The organism is Mesorhizobium waimense (genome assembly GCF_003601975.1).
Lineage (GTDB): Bacteria > Pseudomonadota > Alphaproteobacteria > Rhizobiales > Rhizobiaceae > Mesorhizobium > Mesorhizobium waimense.
This window is the reverse complement of sequence record NZ_QZWZ01000012.1, coordinates 80125-95366: the sequence shown is the minus strand read 5'-3', so window position 1 is coordinate 95366 and position 15242 is coordinate 80125. Positions and strand designations below refer to the sequence as shown.

Annotated in this window: 26 protein-coding genes; 3 read left to right on the top strand and 23 right to left on the bottom strand. The window is 62.2% G+C overall.

Translation table 11 applies throughout. The annotated features are described in order from the left end of the window. Positions 1 to 9: 9 nt before the first annotated feature. The 22 genes from rplR to rpsL all read right to left on the bottom strand — a co-directional run bounded on the left by rplR (position 10) and on the right by rpsL (position 12718). Positions 10 to 369, bottom strand: coding sequence for a 50S ribosomal protein L18 (rplR, locus tag D3227_RS17000; protein WP_006205451.1), 360 nt, complete (start codon positions 367 to 369; stop codon positions 10 to 12). 88 nt (positions 370 to 457) lie between these two features. Next, positions 458 to 991 (bottom strand): 50S ribosomal protein L6, encoded by a 534-nt coding sequence (rplF, locus tag D3227_RS16995; protein WP_006205452.1) that lies wholly within the window; start codon positions 989 to 991, stop codon positions 458 to 460. 89 nt (positions 992 to 1080) lie between these two features. After that, positions 1081 to 1479, bottom strand: a complete 399-nt coding sequence (gene rpsH, locus D3227_RS16990; RefSeq protein WP_006205453.1) for a 30S ribosomal protein S8 — start codon at positions 1477 to 1479, stop codon at positions 1081 to 1083. Between the two features lie 12 nt (positions 1480 to 1491). Then, a complete protein-coding gene (rpsN, locus tag D3227_RS16985; RefSeq protein WP_006205454.1) occupies positions 1492 to 1797 on the bottom strand; it encodes a 30S ribosomal protein S14 in 306 nt (101 codons plus the stop codon). Between the two features lie 26 nt (positions 1798 to 1823). After that, positions 1824 to 2402 (bottom strand): 50S ribosomal protein L5, encoded by a 579-nt coding sequence (gene rplE, locus D3227_RS16980; RefSeq protein WP_120015234.1) that lies wholly within the window; start codon positions 2400 to 2402, stop codon positions 1824 to 1826. Then, positions 2395 to 2709, bottom strand: coding sequence for a 50S ribosomal protein L24 (rplX, locus tag D3227_RS16975; RefSeq protein ID WP_006205456.1), 315 nt, complete (start codon positions 2707 to 2709; stop codon positions 2395 to 2397). The genes rplE and rplX overlap by 8 nt, the downstream gene beginning before the upstream one ends. A 12-nt stretch (positions 2710 to 2721) precedes the next feature. Beyond that, a complete protein-coding gene (gene rplN, locus D3227_RS16970; protein WP_006205457.1) occupies positions 2722 to 3090 on the bottom strand; it encodes a 50S ribosomal protein L14 in 369 nt (122 codons plus the stop codon). 72 nt (positions 3091 to 3162) lie between these two features. Beyond that, a complete protein-coding gene (rpsQ, locus tag D3227_RS16965; RefSeq protein ID WP_010909280.1) occupies positions 3163 to 3402 on the bottom strand; it encodes a 30S ribosomal protein S17 in 240 nt (79 codons plus the stop codon). An 11-nt stretch (positions 3403 to 3413) separates the two neighbouring features. After that, positions 3414 to 3614, bottom strand: a complete 201-nt coding sequence (gene rpmC / locus D3227_RS16960) for a 50S ribosomal protein L29 (protein ID WP_006205459.1) — start codon at positions 3612 to 3614, stop codon at positions 3414 to 3416. A 13-nt stretch (positions 3615 to 3627) separates the two neighbouring features. Continuing rightward, the gene (rplP, locus tag D3227_RS16955) at positions 3628 to 4041 is read right to left on the bottom strand and encodes a 50S ribosomal protein L16 (protein WP_006205460.1); all 414 of its coding nucleotides are present in this window, start codon (positions 4039 to 4041) and stop codon (positions 3628 to 3630) included. A 27-nt stretch (positions 4042 to 4068) separates the two neighbouring features. After that, entirely contained in the window at positions 4069 to 4797 is a 729-nt protein-coding gene (rpsC, locus tag D3227_RS16950) for a 30S ribosomal protein S3 (RefSeq protein WP_006205461.1), read from the bottom strand. After that, entirely contained in the window at positions 4797 to 5186 is a 390-nt protein-coding gene (rplV, locus tag D3227_RS16945) for a 50S ribosomal protein L22 (protein ID WP_006205462.1), read from the bottom strand. The genes rpsC and rplV overlap by 1 nt, the downstream gene beginning before the upstream one ends. A gap of 2 nt (positions 5187 to 5188) precedes the next feature. Continuing rightward, complete coding sequence (gene rpsS, locus D3227_RS16940) at positions 5189 to 5467, bottom strand: 30S ribosomal protein S19 (RefSeq protein ID WP_006205463.1); 279 nt, start codon at positions 5465 to 5467, stop codon at positions 5189 to 5191. Between the two features lie 16 nt (positions 5468 to 5483). Beyond that, a complete protein-coding gene (gene rplB / locus D3227_RS16935; RefSeq protein ID WP_120015233.1) occupies positions 5484 to 6317 on the bottom strand; it encodes a 50S ribosomal protein L2 in 834 nt (277 codons plus the stop codon). A 22-nt stretch (positions 6318 to 6339) separates the two neighbouring features. Then, on the bottom strand, positions 6340 to 6633 hold the full coding sequence (locus D3227_RS16930) for a 50S ribosomal protein L23 (protein ID WP_120015232.1): 294 nt from the start codon (positions 6631 to 6633) through the stop codon (positions 6340 to 6342). Then, positions 6630 to 7250: a 50S ribosomal protein L4 gene (rplD, locus tag D3227_RS16925; RefSeq protein ID WP_120015231.1), complete on the bottom strand. Its 621-nt coding sequence runs from the start codon at positions 7248 to 7250 to the stop codon at positions 6630 to 6632. The genes D3227_RS16930 and rplD overlap by 4 nt, the downstream gene beginning before the upstream one ends. Next, positions 7250 to 7978, bottom strand: a complete 729-nt coding sequence (gene rplC, locus D3227_RS16920) for a 50S ribosomal protein L3 (RefSeq protein ID WP_120015230.1) — start codon at positions 7976 to 7978, stop codon at positions 7250 to 7252. Before rplC ends, rplD begins: the two co-directional genes overlap by 1 nt. Before the next feature lie 61 nt (positions 7979 to 8039). Beyond that, positions 8040 to 8348, bottom strand: coding sequence for a 30S ribosomal protein S10 (gene rpsJ / locus D3227_RS16915; RefSeq protein ID WP_006205468.1), 309 nt, complete (start codon positions 8346 to 8348; stop codon positions 8040 to 8042). Between the two features lie 69 nt (positions 8349 to 8417). After that, a complete protein-coding gene (gene tuf / locus D3227_RS16910; protein ID WP_120015218.1) occupies positions 8418 to 9593 on the bottom strand; it encodes an elongation factor Tu in 1176 nt (391 codons plus the stop codon). Positions 9594 to 9693: 100 nt separating this feature from the next. Next, positions 9694 to 11784: an elongation factor G gene (gene fusA / locus D3227_RS16905; protein WP_120015229.1), complete on the bottom strand. Its 2091-nt coding sequence runs from the start codon at positions 11782 to 11784 to the stop codon at positions 9694 to 9696. 29 nt (positions 11785 to 11813) lie between these two features. After that, a complete protein-coding gene (gene rpsG, locus D3227_RS16900) occupies positions 11814 to 12284 on the bottom strand; it encodes a 30S ribosomal protein S7 (RefSeq protein ID WP_006202127.1) in 471 nt (156 codons plus the stop codon). Positions 12285 to 12346: 62 nt separating this feature from the next. Continuing rightward, on the bottom strand, positions 12347 to 12718 hold the full coding sequence (gene rpsL, locus D3227_RS16895; protein ID WP_006202128.1) for a 30S ribosomal protein S12: 372 nt from the start codon (positions 12716 to 12718) through the stop codon (positions 12347 to 12349). A 138-nt stretch (positions 12719 to 12856) separates the two neighbouring features. On the opposite strand from rpsL, the gene D3227_RS41135 reads away from it, so the two are divergent. The 3 genes from D3227_RS41135 to D3227_RS16885 all read left to right on the top strand — a co-directional run bounded on the left by D3227_RS41135 (position 12857) and on the right by D3227_RS16885 (position 14519). After that, the gene (locus D3227_RS41135; RefSeq protein WP_147377616.1) at positions 12857 to 13195 is read left to right on the top strand and encodes a hypothetical protein; all 339 of its coding nucleotides are present in this window, start codon (positions 12857 to 12859) and stop codon (positions 13193 to 13195) included. After that, positions 13192 to 13473, top strand: a complete 282-nt coding sequence (locus tag D3227_RS16890; protein ID WP_120015228.1) for a transcriptional regulator — start codon at positions 13192 to 13194, stop codon at positions 13471 to 13473. The genes D3227_RS41135 and D3227_RS16890 overlap by 4 nt, the downstream gene beginning before the upstream one ends. A 110-nt stretch (positions 13474 to 13583) precedes the next feature. Then, entirely contained in the window at positions 13584 to 14519 is a 936-nt protein-coding gene (locus tag D3227_RS16885; protein WP_120015227.1) for a Gfo/Idh/MocA family protein, read from the top strand. 37 nt (positions 14520 to 14556) lie between these two features. Here D3227_RS16885 and D3227_RS16880 read toward each other — a convergent pair whose 3' ends face one another. After that, positions 14557 to 15225 carry an O-methyltransferase gene (locus D3227_RS16880; RefSeq protein WP_120015226.1) on the bottom strand — a complete coding sequence of 223 codons (669 nt, stop codon included), beginning with the start codon at positions 15223 to 15225 and terminating at the stop codon, positions 14557 to 14559. Positions 15226 to 15242 lie beyond the last annotated feature (17 nt).

Sequence of the window (15242 nt, the reverse complement as noted above, 5' to 3'; positions counted from 1 at the left end):
GGCGAAAAATTAGAAGCTGAGCCCACCTTCGCGGGCAGCCTCGGCCAGCGCCTTGACGCGGCCGTGATAGATGTATGGGCCACGATCGAAGACGACTTCCTTGACGCCGGCCTTCGAAGCCCGCTCGGCGATCAGTTTGCCGATCGCAGCGGCAGCCGCGGTGTCGGCGCCGGTCTTGAGCGAACCCTTGAGGTCCTTCTCGAGCGTCGAGGCGGCAGCGATGGTGTGGCCCTTGGCGTCGTCGATGACCTGCACGTAGATGTTCTTCGACGTGCGGTGCACCGAGAGCCGCGGACGCTCGCCGGCGACCTTCTTGATCTGGCGGCGGACGCGCTGCGCACGGCGCTGCGTGGATTCCTTGGTACCCATGGTGGTTCTTCCTTGCCTTCAAAAAACGGGGGCCGCCATATGCGGTAGGCAAAAGCGCCTCCCGCGACCGCTCCCCGCGGCGCTACACTTACTTCTTCTTGCCTTCCTTGCGGACGATCTTCTCGCCGGCGTAGCGCACGCCCTTGCCCTTGTAGGGCTCGGGACCGCGATACTCGCGGATCTCCGCGGCAACCTGGCCGACCATCTGCTTGTCGATGCCGGTCACGGTGATTTCCGTCGGCTTCGGCACGGTGATCGTGATGCCCTGCGGCGTCTCGTAGACGACGTCATGGCTGAAGCCCAGTGCGAGCTGCAGGTTCTTGCCCTGCATGGCGGCACGGTAGCCGACGCCGGTGATCTCGAGCTTCTTCTCGAAGCCGTCCTTCACACCCTGCAGGATGTTGACGATCTGCGTGCGCGACATGCCCCACTTGGCGCGGGCGGTCTTGGTCTGGTCGCGCGGCTGGACGGCGATCTCGGTGCCTTCCATCTTGACCAGCACTTCGTCGTTCACCACGAACTTCAGCTCGCCCTTGGGGCCCTTCGCCGTCACGGTCTGGCCGTTGACGGACGCGGTCACGCCCTGCGGCAGCGAAACGGGTTTCTTTCCAATACGAGACATTTTGTTGTCCTCGTCACTTCTCTTGGTTCAGGTTCCAGTTTCCGGGCATTCCCGAAAACCGGATACCGCTTTCGATATCAAGCGCCGGATCAGAAGATCTGGCAGAGGATTTCGCCACCGACATTCTGCTCGCGCGCTTCGTGGTCGGCCATCACGCCCTTCGGTGTCGAAAGGATGGCGATGCCGAGGCCGTTGGCGACATGCGGGATCGACTTGGCCGAAACGTAGACGCGGCGGCCAGGCTTCGAGACGCGGGCGATTTCGCGCACGACCGGAGCACCGTCGAAATACTTCAGCTCGATCTCGATTTCGGACTTGCCGTTATCGAAGTCGGTCTGGCTGTAGTCGCGGATATAGCCTTCCGCCTTCAGCACGTCGAGGACGCGGGTACGCAGGCGCGAGGCCGGTGTCGAAACGCTCGACTTCTTGCGGCCATAGGCGTTGCGGATGCGGGTCAGCATATCGCCGAGAGGATCGCTCAATGACATGTTATGTCCTCCTTACCAGCTCGACTTGACCAGGCCCGGGATCTGGCCGTTATTGCCGAGATCACGAAGCGCGATGCGCGATACCTTGAGCTTGCGATAATAGGCACGCGGACGGCCGGTGACTTCGCAGCGGTTGCGGATGCGGATCTTGGCCGAGTTGCGCGGCAGCGCCGCAAGCTTCAACTGGGCGCGGAAGCGCTCTTCCATCGGCTTGGACTGATCCATGATGATGTCCTTCAGGACCTTGCGCTTGGCGGCGTACTGGTCCGCAAGCTTCCGGCGCCTGTTGTTCTTCTCGACTGAGCTGGTCTTTGCCATGTCAGATTTTTCCTTTTTCGCTGCCGTTACTGGCGGAAGGGGAAGTTGAAAGCCTTGAGCAATGCCCTGGCTTCGTCGTCCGTCTTCGCAGTCGTACAAACGATGACGTCCATGCCCCAGACCTGATCAACCTTGTCGTAGTTGATCTCCGGGAACACGATGTGTTCCTTGATGCCCATGGCGTAGTTGCCACGGCCATCGAAGCTCTTCGGATTGAGTCCGCGGAAGTCGCGGACGCGTGGCAGCGCTATGTTCACGAGGCGGTCGAGGAACTCGTACATGCGTTCCTTGCGCAGCGTGACCTTGGCGCCGATCGGCATCTTCTCGCGGACCTTGAAGCCGGCGATCGAATTGCGAGCGCGGGTGACGACAGCCTTCTGGCCGGCAATCATCGCCAGGTCTTCGGCCGCGATCGAAGGCTTCTTCGAATCGCCGGTCGCTTCGCCGACACCCATGTTCAGCACGATCTTGTCGATGCGCGGAACCTGCATCTCGTTTTCGTAGCCGAACTGCTCCTGCAGCGCCTTGCGGATGGTCTCGTTGTAGACCTGCTTGAGACGCGGCGTGTTCTGGGCAGTCGCCTGCTTGGTTTGAGCCTTAGCCATTGATGACTTCTCCCGAGCGCTTGGCGACGCGCACCTTCTTGCCGTCCTTCTGGAAGATGAAACCGACGCGGGTCGGCTTGCCATCCTTGGGGTCGGCCAGCGCGATGTTCGACAGCTGGATCGGCGCTTCCTTGGTGATGATCCCGCCCTCTTGGGACTGGGACTGCTTCTGGTGACGACGGATCATGTTGACGCCGCGCACCAGCGCGGTGTCGTCCTTCGGCTGCACCGAGAGGACTTCGCCCGAACGGCCCTTGTCCTTGCCGGCCAGCACGACGACCTTGTCGCCTTTTCTAATCTTTTGCATTGGTCCGGCTCCTTACAGCACTTCAGGCGCGAGCGAGATGATCTTCATGTGGTTCTTGGCGCGGAGTTCGCGCGGAACCGGTCCGAAGATACGCGTGCCGATCGGCTCTTTCTTGTTGTCGACGAGAACGGCCGCGTTCTTGTCGAAACGGATCACGCTGCCGTCCGGGCGGCGGATGTCCTTGGCCGTGCGAACCACGACCGCCTTCATCACATCGCCCTTCTTCACGCGGCCGCGCGGAATGGCTTCCTTGATCGACACCACGATGATGTCGCCGACGGAAGCGTATTTCCGCTTCGAGCCGCCCAGCACCTTGATGCACATGACACGACGAGCGCCGGAATTATCCGCGACGTCGAGGTTTGTTTGCATCTGAATCATGACTGGCCGCCTTCTTCTCTTCTTAACGGGACGGGTTCTTCACCCCTCCCCGGTCTGTCCAAAATTCGTTTGTTACGCCTGGTCCGAAGACACGACGATCCAGCGCTTGTCCTTGGAAATCGGCTTCGATTCCTGGATGAACACCTGATCGCCAACCTTGTGGGCGTTGTTCTCGTCGTGCGCCTTGTACTTCTTGGTCATGCGCACGGTCTTCTTCATCACGGGATGCGTGAAGCGCCGTTCGACCTTGACGACAACCGTCTTCTCGTTCTTGTCGCTGACGACGGTGCCCTGCAGAATGCGCTTTGGCATGGTTTTCGTCCTTAAGCCTTCTTGGCCGCGGACTTTTCCGCGGCGATGGTCTTGATACGCGCAATGTCCTTGCGGACCTGCCTCACGCGCGCGGTCTTTTCGAGCTGGCCGGTGGCCTTCTGGAAGCGCAGGTTGAACTGCTCCTTCTTCAGGCTGGCCAAATCGTCGGTCAGCTGGTCCTGGGTCTTGGTCCGGATGTCTTCGGCTTTCATGATCAGCCCGTCCTTATTCTGCGATGCGCTGTACGAAGCGCGTCCTGACCGAGAGCTTGGCCGCGCCGAGACGCAGCGCCTCACGGGCGGTTTCTTCGTTGACGCCGTCGATCTCGAACATGATGCGGCCGGGCTTGACGCGCGCCGCCCAGTAGTCGACCGCGCCCTTGCCCTTGCCCATGCGGACTTCGGTTGGCTTCGAAGTGACCGGCACGTCCGGGAAAATACGGATCCAGACGCGGCCAGCGCGCTTCATCTCGCGGGTGATCGCGCGGCGGGCCGCCTCGATCTCGCGCGCGGTGACGCGGTTCGGCTCAAGCGCCTTCAGCCCGAAACCGCCGAAATCCAGGTTGGTGCCGCCCTTGGCGGTACCATGGATGCGGCCCTTGAACTGCTTGCGGAACTTTGTGCGCTTTGGCTGCAGCATCGTTCTAACTCCAAATTCCTAAATGTCTCAGGCGTTTTCGCGACGGCGACCGCGTTCGCGCTCGCCACCACCACCGCCATGCGAATGATCGCCTTCGGTGGCGCGGCGCTCCGAAGCCATCGGGTCGTGCTCAAGGATCTCGCCCTTGAACACCCAGACCTTGACGCCGCAGATGCCGTAGGCGGTGTTCGCCTCGGCCGTGCCGTAGTCGACGTCGGCGCGCAGCGTATGCAGCGGCACGCGGCCTTCGCGGTACCATTCCATGCGCGCGATTTCGGCGCCGCCCAGACGTCCCGAGCAGTTGATGCGGATGCCTTCGGCACCGAGGCGCATTGCCGACTGCACGGCGCGCTTCATGGCGCGGCGGAACGCGATACGGCGCTCGAGCTGCTGGGCGATCGACTGGGCGACCAGCGTCGCGTCGATCTCGGGCTTGCGCACCTCGACGATGTTGAGGTGCGTCTCGGACTTCGTCATCTCCATCAGCTTCTTGCGAAGCTTCTCGATGTCGGCGCCCTTCTTGCCGATGATCAGGCCCGGACGCGCCGCATGGATGGTGACGCGGCACTTCTTGTGCGGACGCTCGATCACGACCTTCGAGATCGCGGCCTGCTTGAGTTCCTTCTCAAGATACTTGCGGATCTTGATGTCCTCATGCAGCAGCTGGCCGTATTCGCCGGTGTTCGCGAACCAGCGCGAATCCCAGGTACGGTTGATGCCGAGACGCAGCCCGATCGGATTGACTTTCTGGCCCATTATGCGGCCTCCCCTTTTTCCTCGACTTCACGAACGACGATCGTGAGGTGCGAGAACGGCTTCTCGATACGGCTGGCGCGACCACGGCCACGGGCATGGAACCGCTTCATGACGATCGACTTGCCGACATAGGCTTCCGCCACGATCAGCGCATCGACGTCGAGGTCGTGGTTGTTTTCCGCGTTGGCGATCGCCGATTCCAGCGTCTTCTTGACCGTGCCGGAAATCCGCTTGGCCGAGAATTCGAGGTCGGAAAGCGCTGTCGCGACCTTCTTGCCGCGGATCAGCGCGGCAACCAGGTTCAGCTTCTGCGGGCTGATACGGATCGTGCGCAGAACGGCGCGCGCTTCGTTGTCAGCAAGCCTGCGCGGAGCTTTGGCCTTGCCCATGATTATTTCCTCTTCGCCTTCTTATCCGCGCCGTGACCGTAATAGGTCCGGGTCGGAGCGAATTCACCGAACTTGTGACCGACCATGTCCTCGTTCACGGAGACGGGAACATGCTTCTGGCCGTTGTAGACACCGAAGGTGAAGCCGACGAACTGCGGCAGGATGGTGGAGCGGCGGCTCCACATCTTGATCACCTCATTGCGACCACCTTCACGAACCTTGTCCACCTTCTTGAGAAGGTAGCCGTCGATGAAGGGGCCTTTCCAAATAGAACGAGTCACTTGGCGTTACCTCTTCTTAGCTCTTGCGCTGATGGCGCGAGCGCAGGATGAACTTGTCGGTCGCCTTGTTGGACCGCGTCTTCTTGCCCTTGGTCGGCTTGCCCCAGGGCGAAACCGGATGACGGCCACCCGACGTGCGGCCTTCGCCGCCGCCGTGCGGATGGTCGACCGGGTTCATGGTCACGCCGCGATTGTGCGGGCGCTTGCCGCGCCATACGGTGCGGCCTGCCTTGCCGTCATTGATGTTGCCGTGGTCGGGGTTCGACACCGCGCCGACGGTCGCCATGCAGGAGCCGTGCACGACGCGCTGCTCGCCCGAGTTGAGGCGCAGGATCGCCATGCCCTGGTCACGTCCGACGAGCTGGGCGTAGCCGCCAGCCGAACGGGCAACCTGGGCGCCCTTGCCCGGCTTCAGCTCGATGTTGTGGACGATCGTGCCGACCGGCATCGAGGCCAGCGGCATCGCATTGCCCGGCTTCACGTCGACCGCTTCTCCGGACACGATCTTGTCGCCGGCGGCAAGGCGCTGCGGGGCGATGATGTAGGACAGCTCGCCATCGTCGTACTTGATCAGAGCGATGAAGGCGCTGCGGTTCGGATCGTATTCAATGCGCTCGACCGTGCCGACGACGTCGAACTTGCGGCGCTTGAAGTCGATGATGCGGTACGTACGCTTGTGACCGCCGCCGATGAAGCGCGCAGTGATGCGGCCGTGATTGTTGCGGCCGCCCGACTTGGTCAGGCCCTCGGTCAGGCCCTTGACGGGCTTGCCCTTGTAGAGGCCCGAGCGGTCGACGATGACCAGCTGGCGGGTGCTCGGCGTTACCGGGTTGAATTTTTTAAGTGCCATTGTCCTGTCCTCGCGGCCTAGCTCAGAGACCCGTCGCGACGTCGATCGACTGGCCATCGGCCAGCGTCACTACCGCCTTCTTGACGTCGCTCTGGCGGCCGATCGTGCCGCGGAAGCGCTTGATCTTGCCCTTGCGGACAAGCGTGTTCACGGCCATCACCTTGACGCCAAACAGCGCTTCGACAGCGGCCTTGATTTCCGGCTTCGACGCCTTCTTGGCGACGTTGAAGACGACCTGGTTGTTCTCGGAAGCCATGGTCGACTTTTCGGTGATCGCCGGCGAGACGATCACGTCGTAGTGACGAAGGTCGGTCATTTGAAGCGCTCCTCGAGAGCCTCGACGGCGGCCTTCGAAAGGACCAGCGTGCCGCGGCGCAGAATGTCGTAGACGTTGATGCCCTGGATGGGCAGCACGTCGATGTTCGGGATGTTCGTCGCCGCCAGCTTGAAGTTCTGGTCAAGCTCGGCACCGCCGATCACCAAGGCGTTGGTCAGGCCGAGCGTCGCGAAATTCGCGATCAGCGCCTTTGTCTTGGCCTCGGTCAGCTTCAGCTCGTCGATGACGATGATCGACGCGCTCTTGGCCTTGGCCGAGAGAGCATGCTTGAGGCCGAGCGCGCGAACCTTCTTCGGCAGGTCGTGCTCGTGGCTGCGAACGACCGGGCCATGGGCCTTGCCGCCGCCGCGGAACTGCGGAGCGCGTGCCGAATGGTGACGGGCGCGGCCCGTACCCTTCTGCTTGTACATCTTGGCGCCGGTGCGCGCGATCTCGGCGCGGCCCTTGGCCTTGTGCGTGCCCTGCTGCTTCTTGGCCAGTTGCCAGCGCACGACGCGCTGCAGGATGTCCTCGCGCGGATCAAGGCCGAAAATCTCCTCGGAGAGTTTCACCTTGCCGGCGTCTTTGCCGCCCAGCGTTGTGATCTTGACGTCCATTATTCCGCTCCCTCTGTGGCCGGGGCATCGTTCTTGGCGCCACTTTCGGCAGCAACGGCACGGATCGCGGCAGGCTTCGGAGCATTGGCCGGCAGCGCAACCTTGGCGGCGTCGCGGACCAGGATCCAAGCGCCCTTCGACCCGGGAACCGCACCGCGGATCAGGATCAGGCCGCGATCGGCGTCGGTCGAAACGATCTCGACATTCTGCGTGGTGACGCGAGTGTCGCCCATGTGGCCAGCCATATGCTTGCCCTTGAACACCTTGCCCGGGTCCTGGCGCTGGCCGGTCGAGCCGTGCGTACGGTGCGACACCGAGTTACCGTGCGTCGCGCGGCCACCACCCATGTGGTGACGCTTGATGACGCCCTGAAAACCCTTGCCGATCGTCGTGCCCGTCACATCGACCTTCTGGCCGGCGACGAAGTGCTCGACCGTGATCTCGGCGCCGACATCGATCATGTTGTCGGCGGAGACGCGGAACTCGGCGACCTTCGCCTTCGGCTCGACGGAAGCGGTCGCGAAATGGCCGCGCATCGCCTTCGACGTGTTCTTCACCTTGGCAAGGCCAACGCCGAGCTGGACGGCGGTATAGCCGTTCTTCTCCTGCGTGCGCTGCGCCACGACCTGGCAGTTCTCCATCTGGAGAACGGTGACGGGAACATGCTCCCCGGCATCATTATAGATGCGGGTCATTCCCACCTTCTTTGCAATCACACCTGAACGCATCGGTTCAATTCCTTTAGAGTTCCGGGCCAGGGGCACCGCCCCTTACCGCGCTCTCATTCCCTTAGAGCTTGATCTCGACGTCCACACCGGCGGCCAGATCGAGCTTCATCAAAGCATCGACCGTCTGCGGGGTCGGATCGACGATGTCGAGCAGACGCTTGTGCGTGCGCATCTCGAACTGCTCGCGGCTCTTCTTGTCGACGTGAGGCGACCGGTTGACCGTAAACTTTTCGATCCGCGTCGGCAGCGGAATGGGGCCGCGGACGTTGGCGCCGGTGCGCTTAGCCGTCGACACGATTTCCCGTGTCGAGGCGTCGAGCACCCGGTGATCAAACGCCTTCAGGCGGATGCGGATATTCTGTCCGTTCATGCGTCACTTCCTTGTTCTGGCGCGGCGCGGGCAACTCCCGCGCCCGCGACAGATCGGTTTAAGTCCAAATTACTCTTTGATGGTGACGACGATGCCGGCACCGACGGTGCGGCCGCCTTCACGAATGGCGAAGCGCAGCTTCTCTTCCATGGCGATCGGCACGATCAGCTCGACATCGACCGTGATGTTGTCGCCGGGCATCACCATTTCGGTGCCTTCCGGCAGCGACACGATGCCGGTCACGTCCGTCGTGCGGAAGTAGAACTGCGGACGGTAGTTGGTGAAGAACGGCGTGTGACGGCCACCCTCGTCCTTGGTCAGGATGTAGGCTTCGGCCACGAACTTCTTGTGCGGCTTCACCGTGCCCGGCTTGGCCAGGACCTGGCCGCGCTCGACGCCTTCACGATCAACGCCGCGCAGCAGCGCGCCGATGTTGTCGCCAGCCTGGCCCTGGTCGAGCAGCTTGCGGAACATCTCGACGCCCGTGCAGGTCGTCTTGGTGGTCGGACGGATGCCGACGATTTCCAGTTCCTCGCCGACCTTGACCACGCCGCGCTCGACGCGGCCGGTGACGACCGTGCCGCGGCCCGAGATCGAGAACACGTCTTCGATCGGCATCAGGAACGGCTTGTCCAGCGGACGAACCGGCGTCGGGATGTAGGCGTCGACCTGAGCCATCAGCTCGCGGATCGCGTCCTCGCCGATCTTCTTGTCCGAATCCTCCAGAGCAGCCAGCGCCGAACCCTTGACGATCGGAATGTCGTCGCCGGGGAATTCGTTCTTGGTCAAAAGCTCGCGAACCTCGAGCTCGACCAGTTCGAGCAGCTCGGCGTCGTCGACCTGGTCAACCTTGTTCAGGAACACAACGATCGACGGAACGCCGACCTGACGGGCAAGCAGGATGTGCTCGCGGGTCTGCGGCATCGGGCCGTCGGCAGCCGACACGACCAGGATCGCACCGTCCATCTGCGCGGCACCGGTGATCATGTTCTTCACATAGTCGGCGTGGCCGGGGCAATCGACGTGGGCATAGTGGCGGTTGGCCGTCTCGTATTCGACGTGCGCCGTCGAGATGGTGATGCCGCGAGCCTTTTCTTCCGGTGCTGCATCGATCTGGTCATAGCGCTTGTATTCGCCAAAATACTTCGTGATCGCCGCCGTCAGCGACGTCTTGCCATGATCGACGTGGCCGATCGTGCCGATGTTCACATGAGGCTTAGTGCGCTCGAATTTACCTTTTGCCACTGTGGTTCTCCGTCTTACTTTACCCGCTCGGGGAAATTGATATTCGCTCTAACCGTCCCGGAAACGCGCAAGAACTGCGGTTCCGGTGGCACAGGCATTCTTACGCGTACTTTTTCTGGACTTCCTGGGCCACCGCCGTAGGGACCGGCTCGTAGTGATCGAACTGCATCGTGTAGGCGGCGCGGCCCTGGCTCATCGAGCGCAGATTGTCGACGTACTTGAACATGTTGGCCAGCGGCACCATCGCGTTGATAACCACCGCCACGCCACGCGCTTCCTGGCCCTGGATCTGGCCGCGACGGCCGTTCAGGTCGCCAATGACGCTGCCGACGTAGTCTTCCGGCGTCACCACCTCGACCTTCATGATCGGCTCGAGCAACTGCACACCAAGCTTGGGCGCCGCTTCACGGAAGCAGGCACGGCCGGCGATTTCGAAGGCGAGCACCGAGGAATCGACATCGTGGTAAGCGCCGTCGATGAGCGTCGCCTTGACGCCGATCATCGGGAAGCCGGCGAACGGGCCGGACGTCATGACGCTGTTGATGCCCTTTTCGACACCGGGGATGTATTCCTTCGGAACGGCACCGCCGACGATCTTCGATTCGAACTCGAATTCGCTGCTTTCCGGATTCGGCTCGAACAGGAGCTTGACGCGGGCGAACTGGCCGGTACCGCCGGTCTGCTTCTTGTGCGTGTAGTCCTGCTCGTGCTTGCGGGTGATCGTCTCGCGATAGGCCACCTGCGGCGCGCCGACATTGGCCTCGACCTTGAACTCGCGACGCATACGGTCGACGATAATGTCGAGGTGGAGTTCGCCCATGCCAGAAATGATGGTCTGGCCGCTTTCCTCGTCGGTCTTGACGCGGAAGGACGGATCCTCGGCAGCCAGGCGGTGAAGGGCGAGGCCCATCTTTTCCTGGTCGTTCTTGGTCTTCGGCTCGATGGCGATCTGGATGACCGGATCGGGGAATTCCATGCGCTCGAGGATGACCGGGTGCAGCGGGTCGCTCAGCGTATCGCCGGTGGTCGTGTCCTTGAGGCCAGCCAGAGCAACGATGTCGCCAGCAAAAGCCTCTTCGACGTCGGCGCGCGAGTTCGCATGCATCTGCAGCATGCGGCCAATACGCTCCTTCTTGCCCTTTACGGTGTTGTCGAGCGAGACGCCCTTGGTCAGCTTGCCCGAGTAGATGCGGGCAAAGGTCAGCGAACCGACGAACGGGTCATTCATGATCTTGAAGGCGAGCATCGACAGCGGCTCGTTGTCGTCGGCGTGACGCTCGATCTCGGCATCGGTCTTGGCGTCGACGCCCTTGATGGCCGGAACATCGGCCGGCGACGGCAGGTATTCGACGACGGCGTCGAGCAGCGGCTGCACGCCCTTGTTCTTGAAGGCCGAGCCGCAGAACATCGGGTAGAACTTGACCGCGATCGTGCCCTTGCGGATCAGCGAGCGGATCTCGTCATTCGAGGGCATCTTGCCTTCGAGATAATTTTCGAGCGCCGTCTCGTCCATTTCGACGGCGGCTTCGATCATCTTCTCGCGATATTCTTCGGCACGAGCCTTGAGGTCGTCCGGGATCTCGACGACGTCCCAGGCAGCGCCCAGCGTCTCGTCGCGCCAGACCAGCGCGTTCATCTCGACGAGGTCGACCACGCCCTTGAATTCGGTCTCGGCGCCGATCGGCAGCTGCATGACGACAGCCTGCGCACCGAGGCGCGAGCCGATCATCTCGACAGAGCGGTAGAAGTCGGCGCCGATCTTGTCCATCTTGTTGCAGAAGATCATGCGCGGTACGCGGTACTTGTCGGCCTGACGCCAGACAGTCTCCGTCTGCGGCTCGACACCGGCATTGGCGTCGAGCAGCGCAATGGCGCCGTCGAGCACGCGCAGCGAACGCTCGACTTCGATGGTGAAGTCGACGTGGCCGGGGGTGTCGATGATGTTGAAGCGGTGCATCTTGCCGTCACGACCCTTCCAGAAGGTCGTGGTCGCAGCCGACGTGATCGTGATGCCGCGTTCCTGCTCCTGCTCCATCCAGTCCATGGTGGCAGCGCCGTCATGGACTTCGCCGATCTTGTGCGACTTGCCCGTGTAATAGAGGACGCGCTCGGTGGTCGTCGTCTTGCCGGCGTCGATATGCGCCATGATACCGAAATTGCGGTAGTCTTCGATTTTGTATTCGCGGGCCATGGGAGGTGCCTCTCAGTCTCGTTCGCGCTTTACCAGCGATAGTGCGCGAAAGCGCGGTTGGCTTCTGCCATCTTGTGGGTGTCTTCACGCTTCTTGACGGCGGTGCCGCGGTTGTTGGCCGCGTCCATCAGTTCGCCCGAGAGGCGGTCGATCATGGTCGTCTCGTTGCGGTTGCGGGCAGCCGCGATCAGCCAGCGGATAGCCAGAGCCTGACGGCGCTCGGGGCGCACGTCGACCGGAACCTGGTAGGTGGCGCCGCCGACGCGACGCGAACGCACTTCCACATGCGGCGCGACATTGTCGAGCGCCTGATGGAAGACGGTAACCGGCTCCTGCTTGGTCTTCGACTGGACCTGGTCGAGCGCGCCGTAGACGATGGTCTCGGCAACCGACTTCTTGCCGTCATACATGACGGCGTTCATGAACTTGGTGACGATCAGATCGCCGAACTTCGGGTCCGGATTGATCTCACGCTTTTCTGCACTGTGACGACGGGACATGGCTGTTGTCTCTCAATCTCAAGGCACGGCGCAGTCAAAAAAAGCGCCGAAGCCGGAAAACCTTACTTCGGACGCTTGGCACCGTATTTCGAACGGCGCTGCTTGCGGTTCTTCACACCCTGCGTGTCGAGCACGCCGCGAATGATATGATAGCGGACGCCCGGAAGATCCTTCACGCGGCCGCCGCGGATCATGACCACGGAGTGCTCCTGAAGGTTGTGGCCTTCGCCGGGGATGTAGCCGATCACTTCAAAACCATTGGTCAGACGGATCTTGGCCACCTTGCGCAGCGCCGAATTCGGCTTCTTCGGCGTCGTGGTGTAGACGCGCGTGCAGACGCCCCGCTTCTGCGGGTTCTGCTGCATGGCCGGGACCTTGTTGCGCTTCACCGGCGCCAGGCGCGGCTTGCGGATCAGCTGGTTGACGGTAGGCATTAAACCCTCTTGTCTCTCAATTCCGTGTCTTGCCCGGTCAGGGCCGCTCAAAGCGTCGTTTCCATACGCAAATTCGGGCCACAAACCGCGCCTCGCGGTCCTGCCCGAACAAATTGCAGAGGAAGCGGAAACCGCTTCATGCGCGCCGGAAATGTCTTTTCGCTCGTAAAACGAACCCTGTTTGAGGCAAACTCCAAAGCGCGTCGCTTCGGAAGGGAGAGCCTCACATCGGTTCTGACTGGGCGGCTTCTACTCGCAAGCCCGATGGCCGTCAACCCCGCGGCACCAAATATTGCGCCGCAACCAGGGCTTGGCAGCCATGCGAAAAGCGCATGTAATTTTCTTTCGCAATTTTGCATGGGCGAGGAAGAAAGTGACCGGCTTGTGGCTGTTGTCAGCCAAGGCTTCATGCCAAAAGGCGACATGAACAGTCCAAATCCCCTCGCCCGCCCGGTCTCTAGAGGAATCAGCCCGTGAACGACAATGAGGAGCGCCCGGTCACCATCATCACCGGCCGCGTCTGGAAGAAGAAGGGCGGCAAGCCGGAAGGCGTCCATGTGATGCTGGTCGCGCCCGATGACGATTCGGCGGTGCGCCGCGCGCTCGAATCGCTCGCCGCCGAGGGCTATGCCGAGGCCGAGCTCGATCAGATCGGTGACATGGACGGCATTCCCGACGACGAGCCGCATCTGTCGGCCTATCAAGGTGCGCTCGAAGGCGAAGTGTCGATCGTCACCTTCGACGTGGCGATCTGACCGAGAGAATCGCCGGCTCCTTGCCCTCGTCGCCGCGCCCACCTCGCTCGGCTTGCCCGACACTGGTTCTCTGCTAAGAACCAGGCAAAATTCCAATCTGCGGAGTCCCCATGCCTTCGAACAATGGTCCCATCAAGCTCGGCATCGTCGGCGTCGGAAAGATCGTCCGCGACCAGCACCTTCCGGCTCTGGCGAAAGACGCGGATTATCGTCTCGTCGCCGCCGCCAGCCGGCATGGCAAGGTCGACGGCATTCCGAATTTCCATGTCATCGAGGCGATGCTCGACGCCGTGCCGGAACTCGAAGCCGTTTCGCTCTGCATGCCGCCGCAGTTCCGCTACGACGCCGCGCGCACCGCGCTGATGGCGAAGAAGCATGTCTTCCTGGAAAAGCCGCCAGGCGCCACGGTCAGCGAGGTCGAGGATTTGAAGGCGCTGGCGGCGGCTAACGGCGTCTCGCTGTTCGCCAGCTGGCACTCGCGCTATGCGCCGGCGGTCGAAGCCGCGCGTGCTTTCCTGGCATCGGCCAGCATCAAGTCGGCCGCTATCAACTGGAAGGAAGACGTGCGTCGCTGGCACCCGAACCAGGAGTGGATCTGGGCTCCGGGCGGCTTCGGCGTCTTCGATCCCGGCATCAATGCGCTGTCGATCGCGACCCATATCTTGCCGGCAATGTTCATCACGTCTGCCGTCCTCGATTTCCCGGAGAACCGCGCGTCGCCTGTCGCAGCGCATGTCACCTTCCGCACCTCGAACGGATTGCCGGTGACGATGGAACTCGACTGGCTCCAGACCGGCCCGCAGAGCTGGGACATCCTGGCCGAGACCGACCAGGGCAATATGGTGCTTTCCGGCGGCGGCTCGAAGCTCGCCATCGACGGCAAGATCGTTCATGAAGAGCCAGAAGCGGAATACCCGATGCTCTACAAGCGCTTCGCCGAGATCGTGCGTGCCGGCGTCTCCGACGTCGATCTCGCCCCGCTCCAGCATGTCGCCGATGCCTTCATGCTCGGCAGGCGCAATGTGGTGGAAGCGTTTTTCGACTGAGAGCGTCGTCTGCCGTTTTGCGTATCTGGCTCAGTCGTCAATTGACGATCGCGATGGCAAAGCCGTCATAGCCCTTGGCGCCGACCGTCTGGATGGCGGTGCCGTCCAGGCGCTTGTCGCCGCCGATGAACGAGAACGCCGCCCGTGCCCCCTCCACATTAGTGTCGCGGCCGTCCTCATCGAGCACCGCTCCGTCGCGGATCACGTTGTCGCAAACGATGACTGTCCCCGCCCTTGAAAGGCGCATGGCCCAGGATAGATAGTTCGGGTTGTTCGGCTTGTCGGCGTCGATGAAGATGAGATCGAACGGTCCGGCGTTCTCGGCATCCAGCGCCGCAAGGGATTGCAGCGCCGGCCCGACCCGAAGGTCGACCCGGTCCGACACCCCTGCCAGCTCGAAATTCGACCGCGCGACGCTGGCATGGTGCGGATCGAGTTCGAGCGTCACGATCTTGCCATCTGATGGCAGCCCGCGCGCCATCCAGATCGTCGAGTAGCCGCCCAGCGTGCCGATCTCGAGAATTCTCTTCGCCCCTCGCATGCGCGCCAGCAGCGAGAGCAGCTTGCCTTGCGCCGGCGAAACATCGATCGCCGGCAGGCCCTGATCGTAATTGGTCGCCAGAACGGCATCGAGGACGGGGTCTGGTTCAAACAGCGAGGCAAAGATGTAGTCGTCGACGGCCGTCCAGCTCTTCTTGTTACTCATCGTTTCTTCTCCAATCC

Bases quoted from the DNA above. Each gene is read 5' to 3' on its own strand.
- rplR (WP_006205451.1), bottom strand. From the start codon at position 369: ATGGGTACCAAGGAATCCACGCAGCGCCGTGCGCAGCGCGTCCGCCGC.
- rplF (WP_006205452.1), bottom strand. From the start codon at position 991: ATGTCTCGTATTGGAAAGAAACCCGTTTCGCTGCCGCAGGGCGTGACC.
- rpsH (WP_006205453.1), bottom strand. From the start codon at position 1,479: ATGTCATTGAGCGATCCTCTCGGCGATATGCTGACCCGCATCCGCAAC.
- rpsN (WP_006205454.1), bottom strand. From the start codon at position 1,797: ATGGCAAAGACCAGCTCAGTCGAGAAGAACAACAGGCGCCGGAAGCTT.
- rplE (WP_120015234.1), bottom strand. From the start codon at position 2,402: ATGGCTAAGGCTCAAACCAAGCAGGCGACTGCCCAGAACACGCCGCGT.
- rplX (WP_006205456.1), bottom strand. From the start codon at position 2,709: ATGCAAAAGATTAGAAAAGGCGACAAGGTCGTCGTGCTGGCCGGCAAG.
- rplN (WP_006205457.1), bottom strand. From the start codon at position 3,090: ATGATTCAGATGCAAACAAACCTCGACGTCGCGGATAATTCCGGCGCT.
- rpsQ (WP_010909280.1), bottom strand. From the start codon at position 3,402: ATGCCAAAGCGCATTCTGCAGGGCACCGTCGTCAGCGACAAGAACGAG.
- rpmC (WP_006205459.1), bottom strand. From the start codon at position 3,614: ATGAAAGCCGAAGACATCCGGACCAAGACCCAGGACCAGCTGACCGAC.
- rplP (WP_006205460.1), bottom strand. From the start codon at position 4,041: ATGCTGCAGCCAAAGCGCACAAAGTTCCGCAAGCAGTTCAAGGGCCGC.
- rpsC (WP_006205461.1), bottom strand. From the start codon at position 4,797: ATGGGCCAGAAAGTCAATCCGATCGGGCTGCGTCTCGGCATCAACCGT.
- rplV (WP_006205462.1), bottom strand. From the start codon at position 5,186: ATGGGCAAGGCCAAAGCTCCGCGCAGGCTTGCTGACAACGAAGCGCGC.
- rplB (WP_120015233.1), bottom strand. From the start codon at position 6,317: ATGGCACTTAAAAAATTCAACCCGGTAACGCCGAGCACCCGCCAGCTG.
- D3227_RS16930 (WP_120015232.1), bottom strand. From the start codon at position 6,633: ATGACCGACCTTCGTCACTACGACGTGATCGTCTCGCCGGCGATCACC.
- rplD (WP_120015231.1), bottom strand. From the start codon at position 7,250: ATGGACGTCAAGATCACAACGCTGGGCGGCAAAGACGCCGGCAAGGTG.
- rplC (WP_120015230.1), bottom strand. From the start codon at position 7,978: ATGCGTTCAGGTGTGATTGCAAAGAAGGTGGGAATGACCCGCATCTAT.
- rpsJ (WP_006205468.1), bottom strand. From the start codon at position 8,348: ATGAACGGACAGAATATCCGCATCCGCCTGAAGGCGTTTGATCACCGG.
- fusA (WP_120015229.1), bottom strand. From the start codon at position 11,784: ATGGCCCGCGAATACAAAATCGAAGACTACCGCAATTTCGGTATCATG.
- rpsG (WP_006202127.1), bottom strand. From the start codon at position 12,284: ATGTCCCGTCGTCACAGTGCAGAAAAGCGTGAGATCAATCCGGACCCG.
- rpsL (WP_006202128.1), bottom strand. From the start codon at position 12,718: ATGCCTACCGTCAACCAGCTGATCCGCAAGCCGCGCCTGGCGCCGGTG.
- D3227_RS41135 (WP_147377616.1), top strand. From the start codon at position 12,857: ATGCGCGCCGGAAATGTCTTTTCGCTCGTAAAACGAACCCTGTTTGAG.
- D3227_RS16885 (WP_120015227.1), top strand. From the start codon at position 13,584: ATGCCTTCGAACAATGGTCCCATCAAGCTCGGCATCGTCGGCGTCGGA.
- D3227_RS16880 (WP_120015226.1), bottom strand. From the start codon at position 15,225: ATGAGTAACAAGAAGAGCTGGACGGCCGTCGACGACTACATCTTTGCC.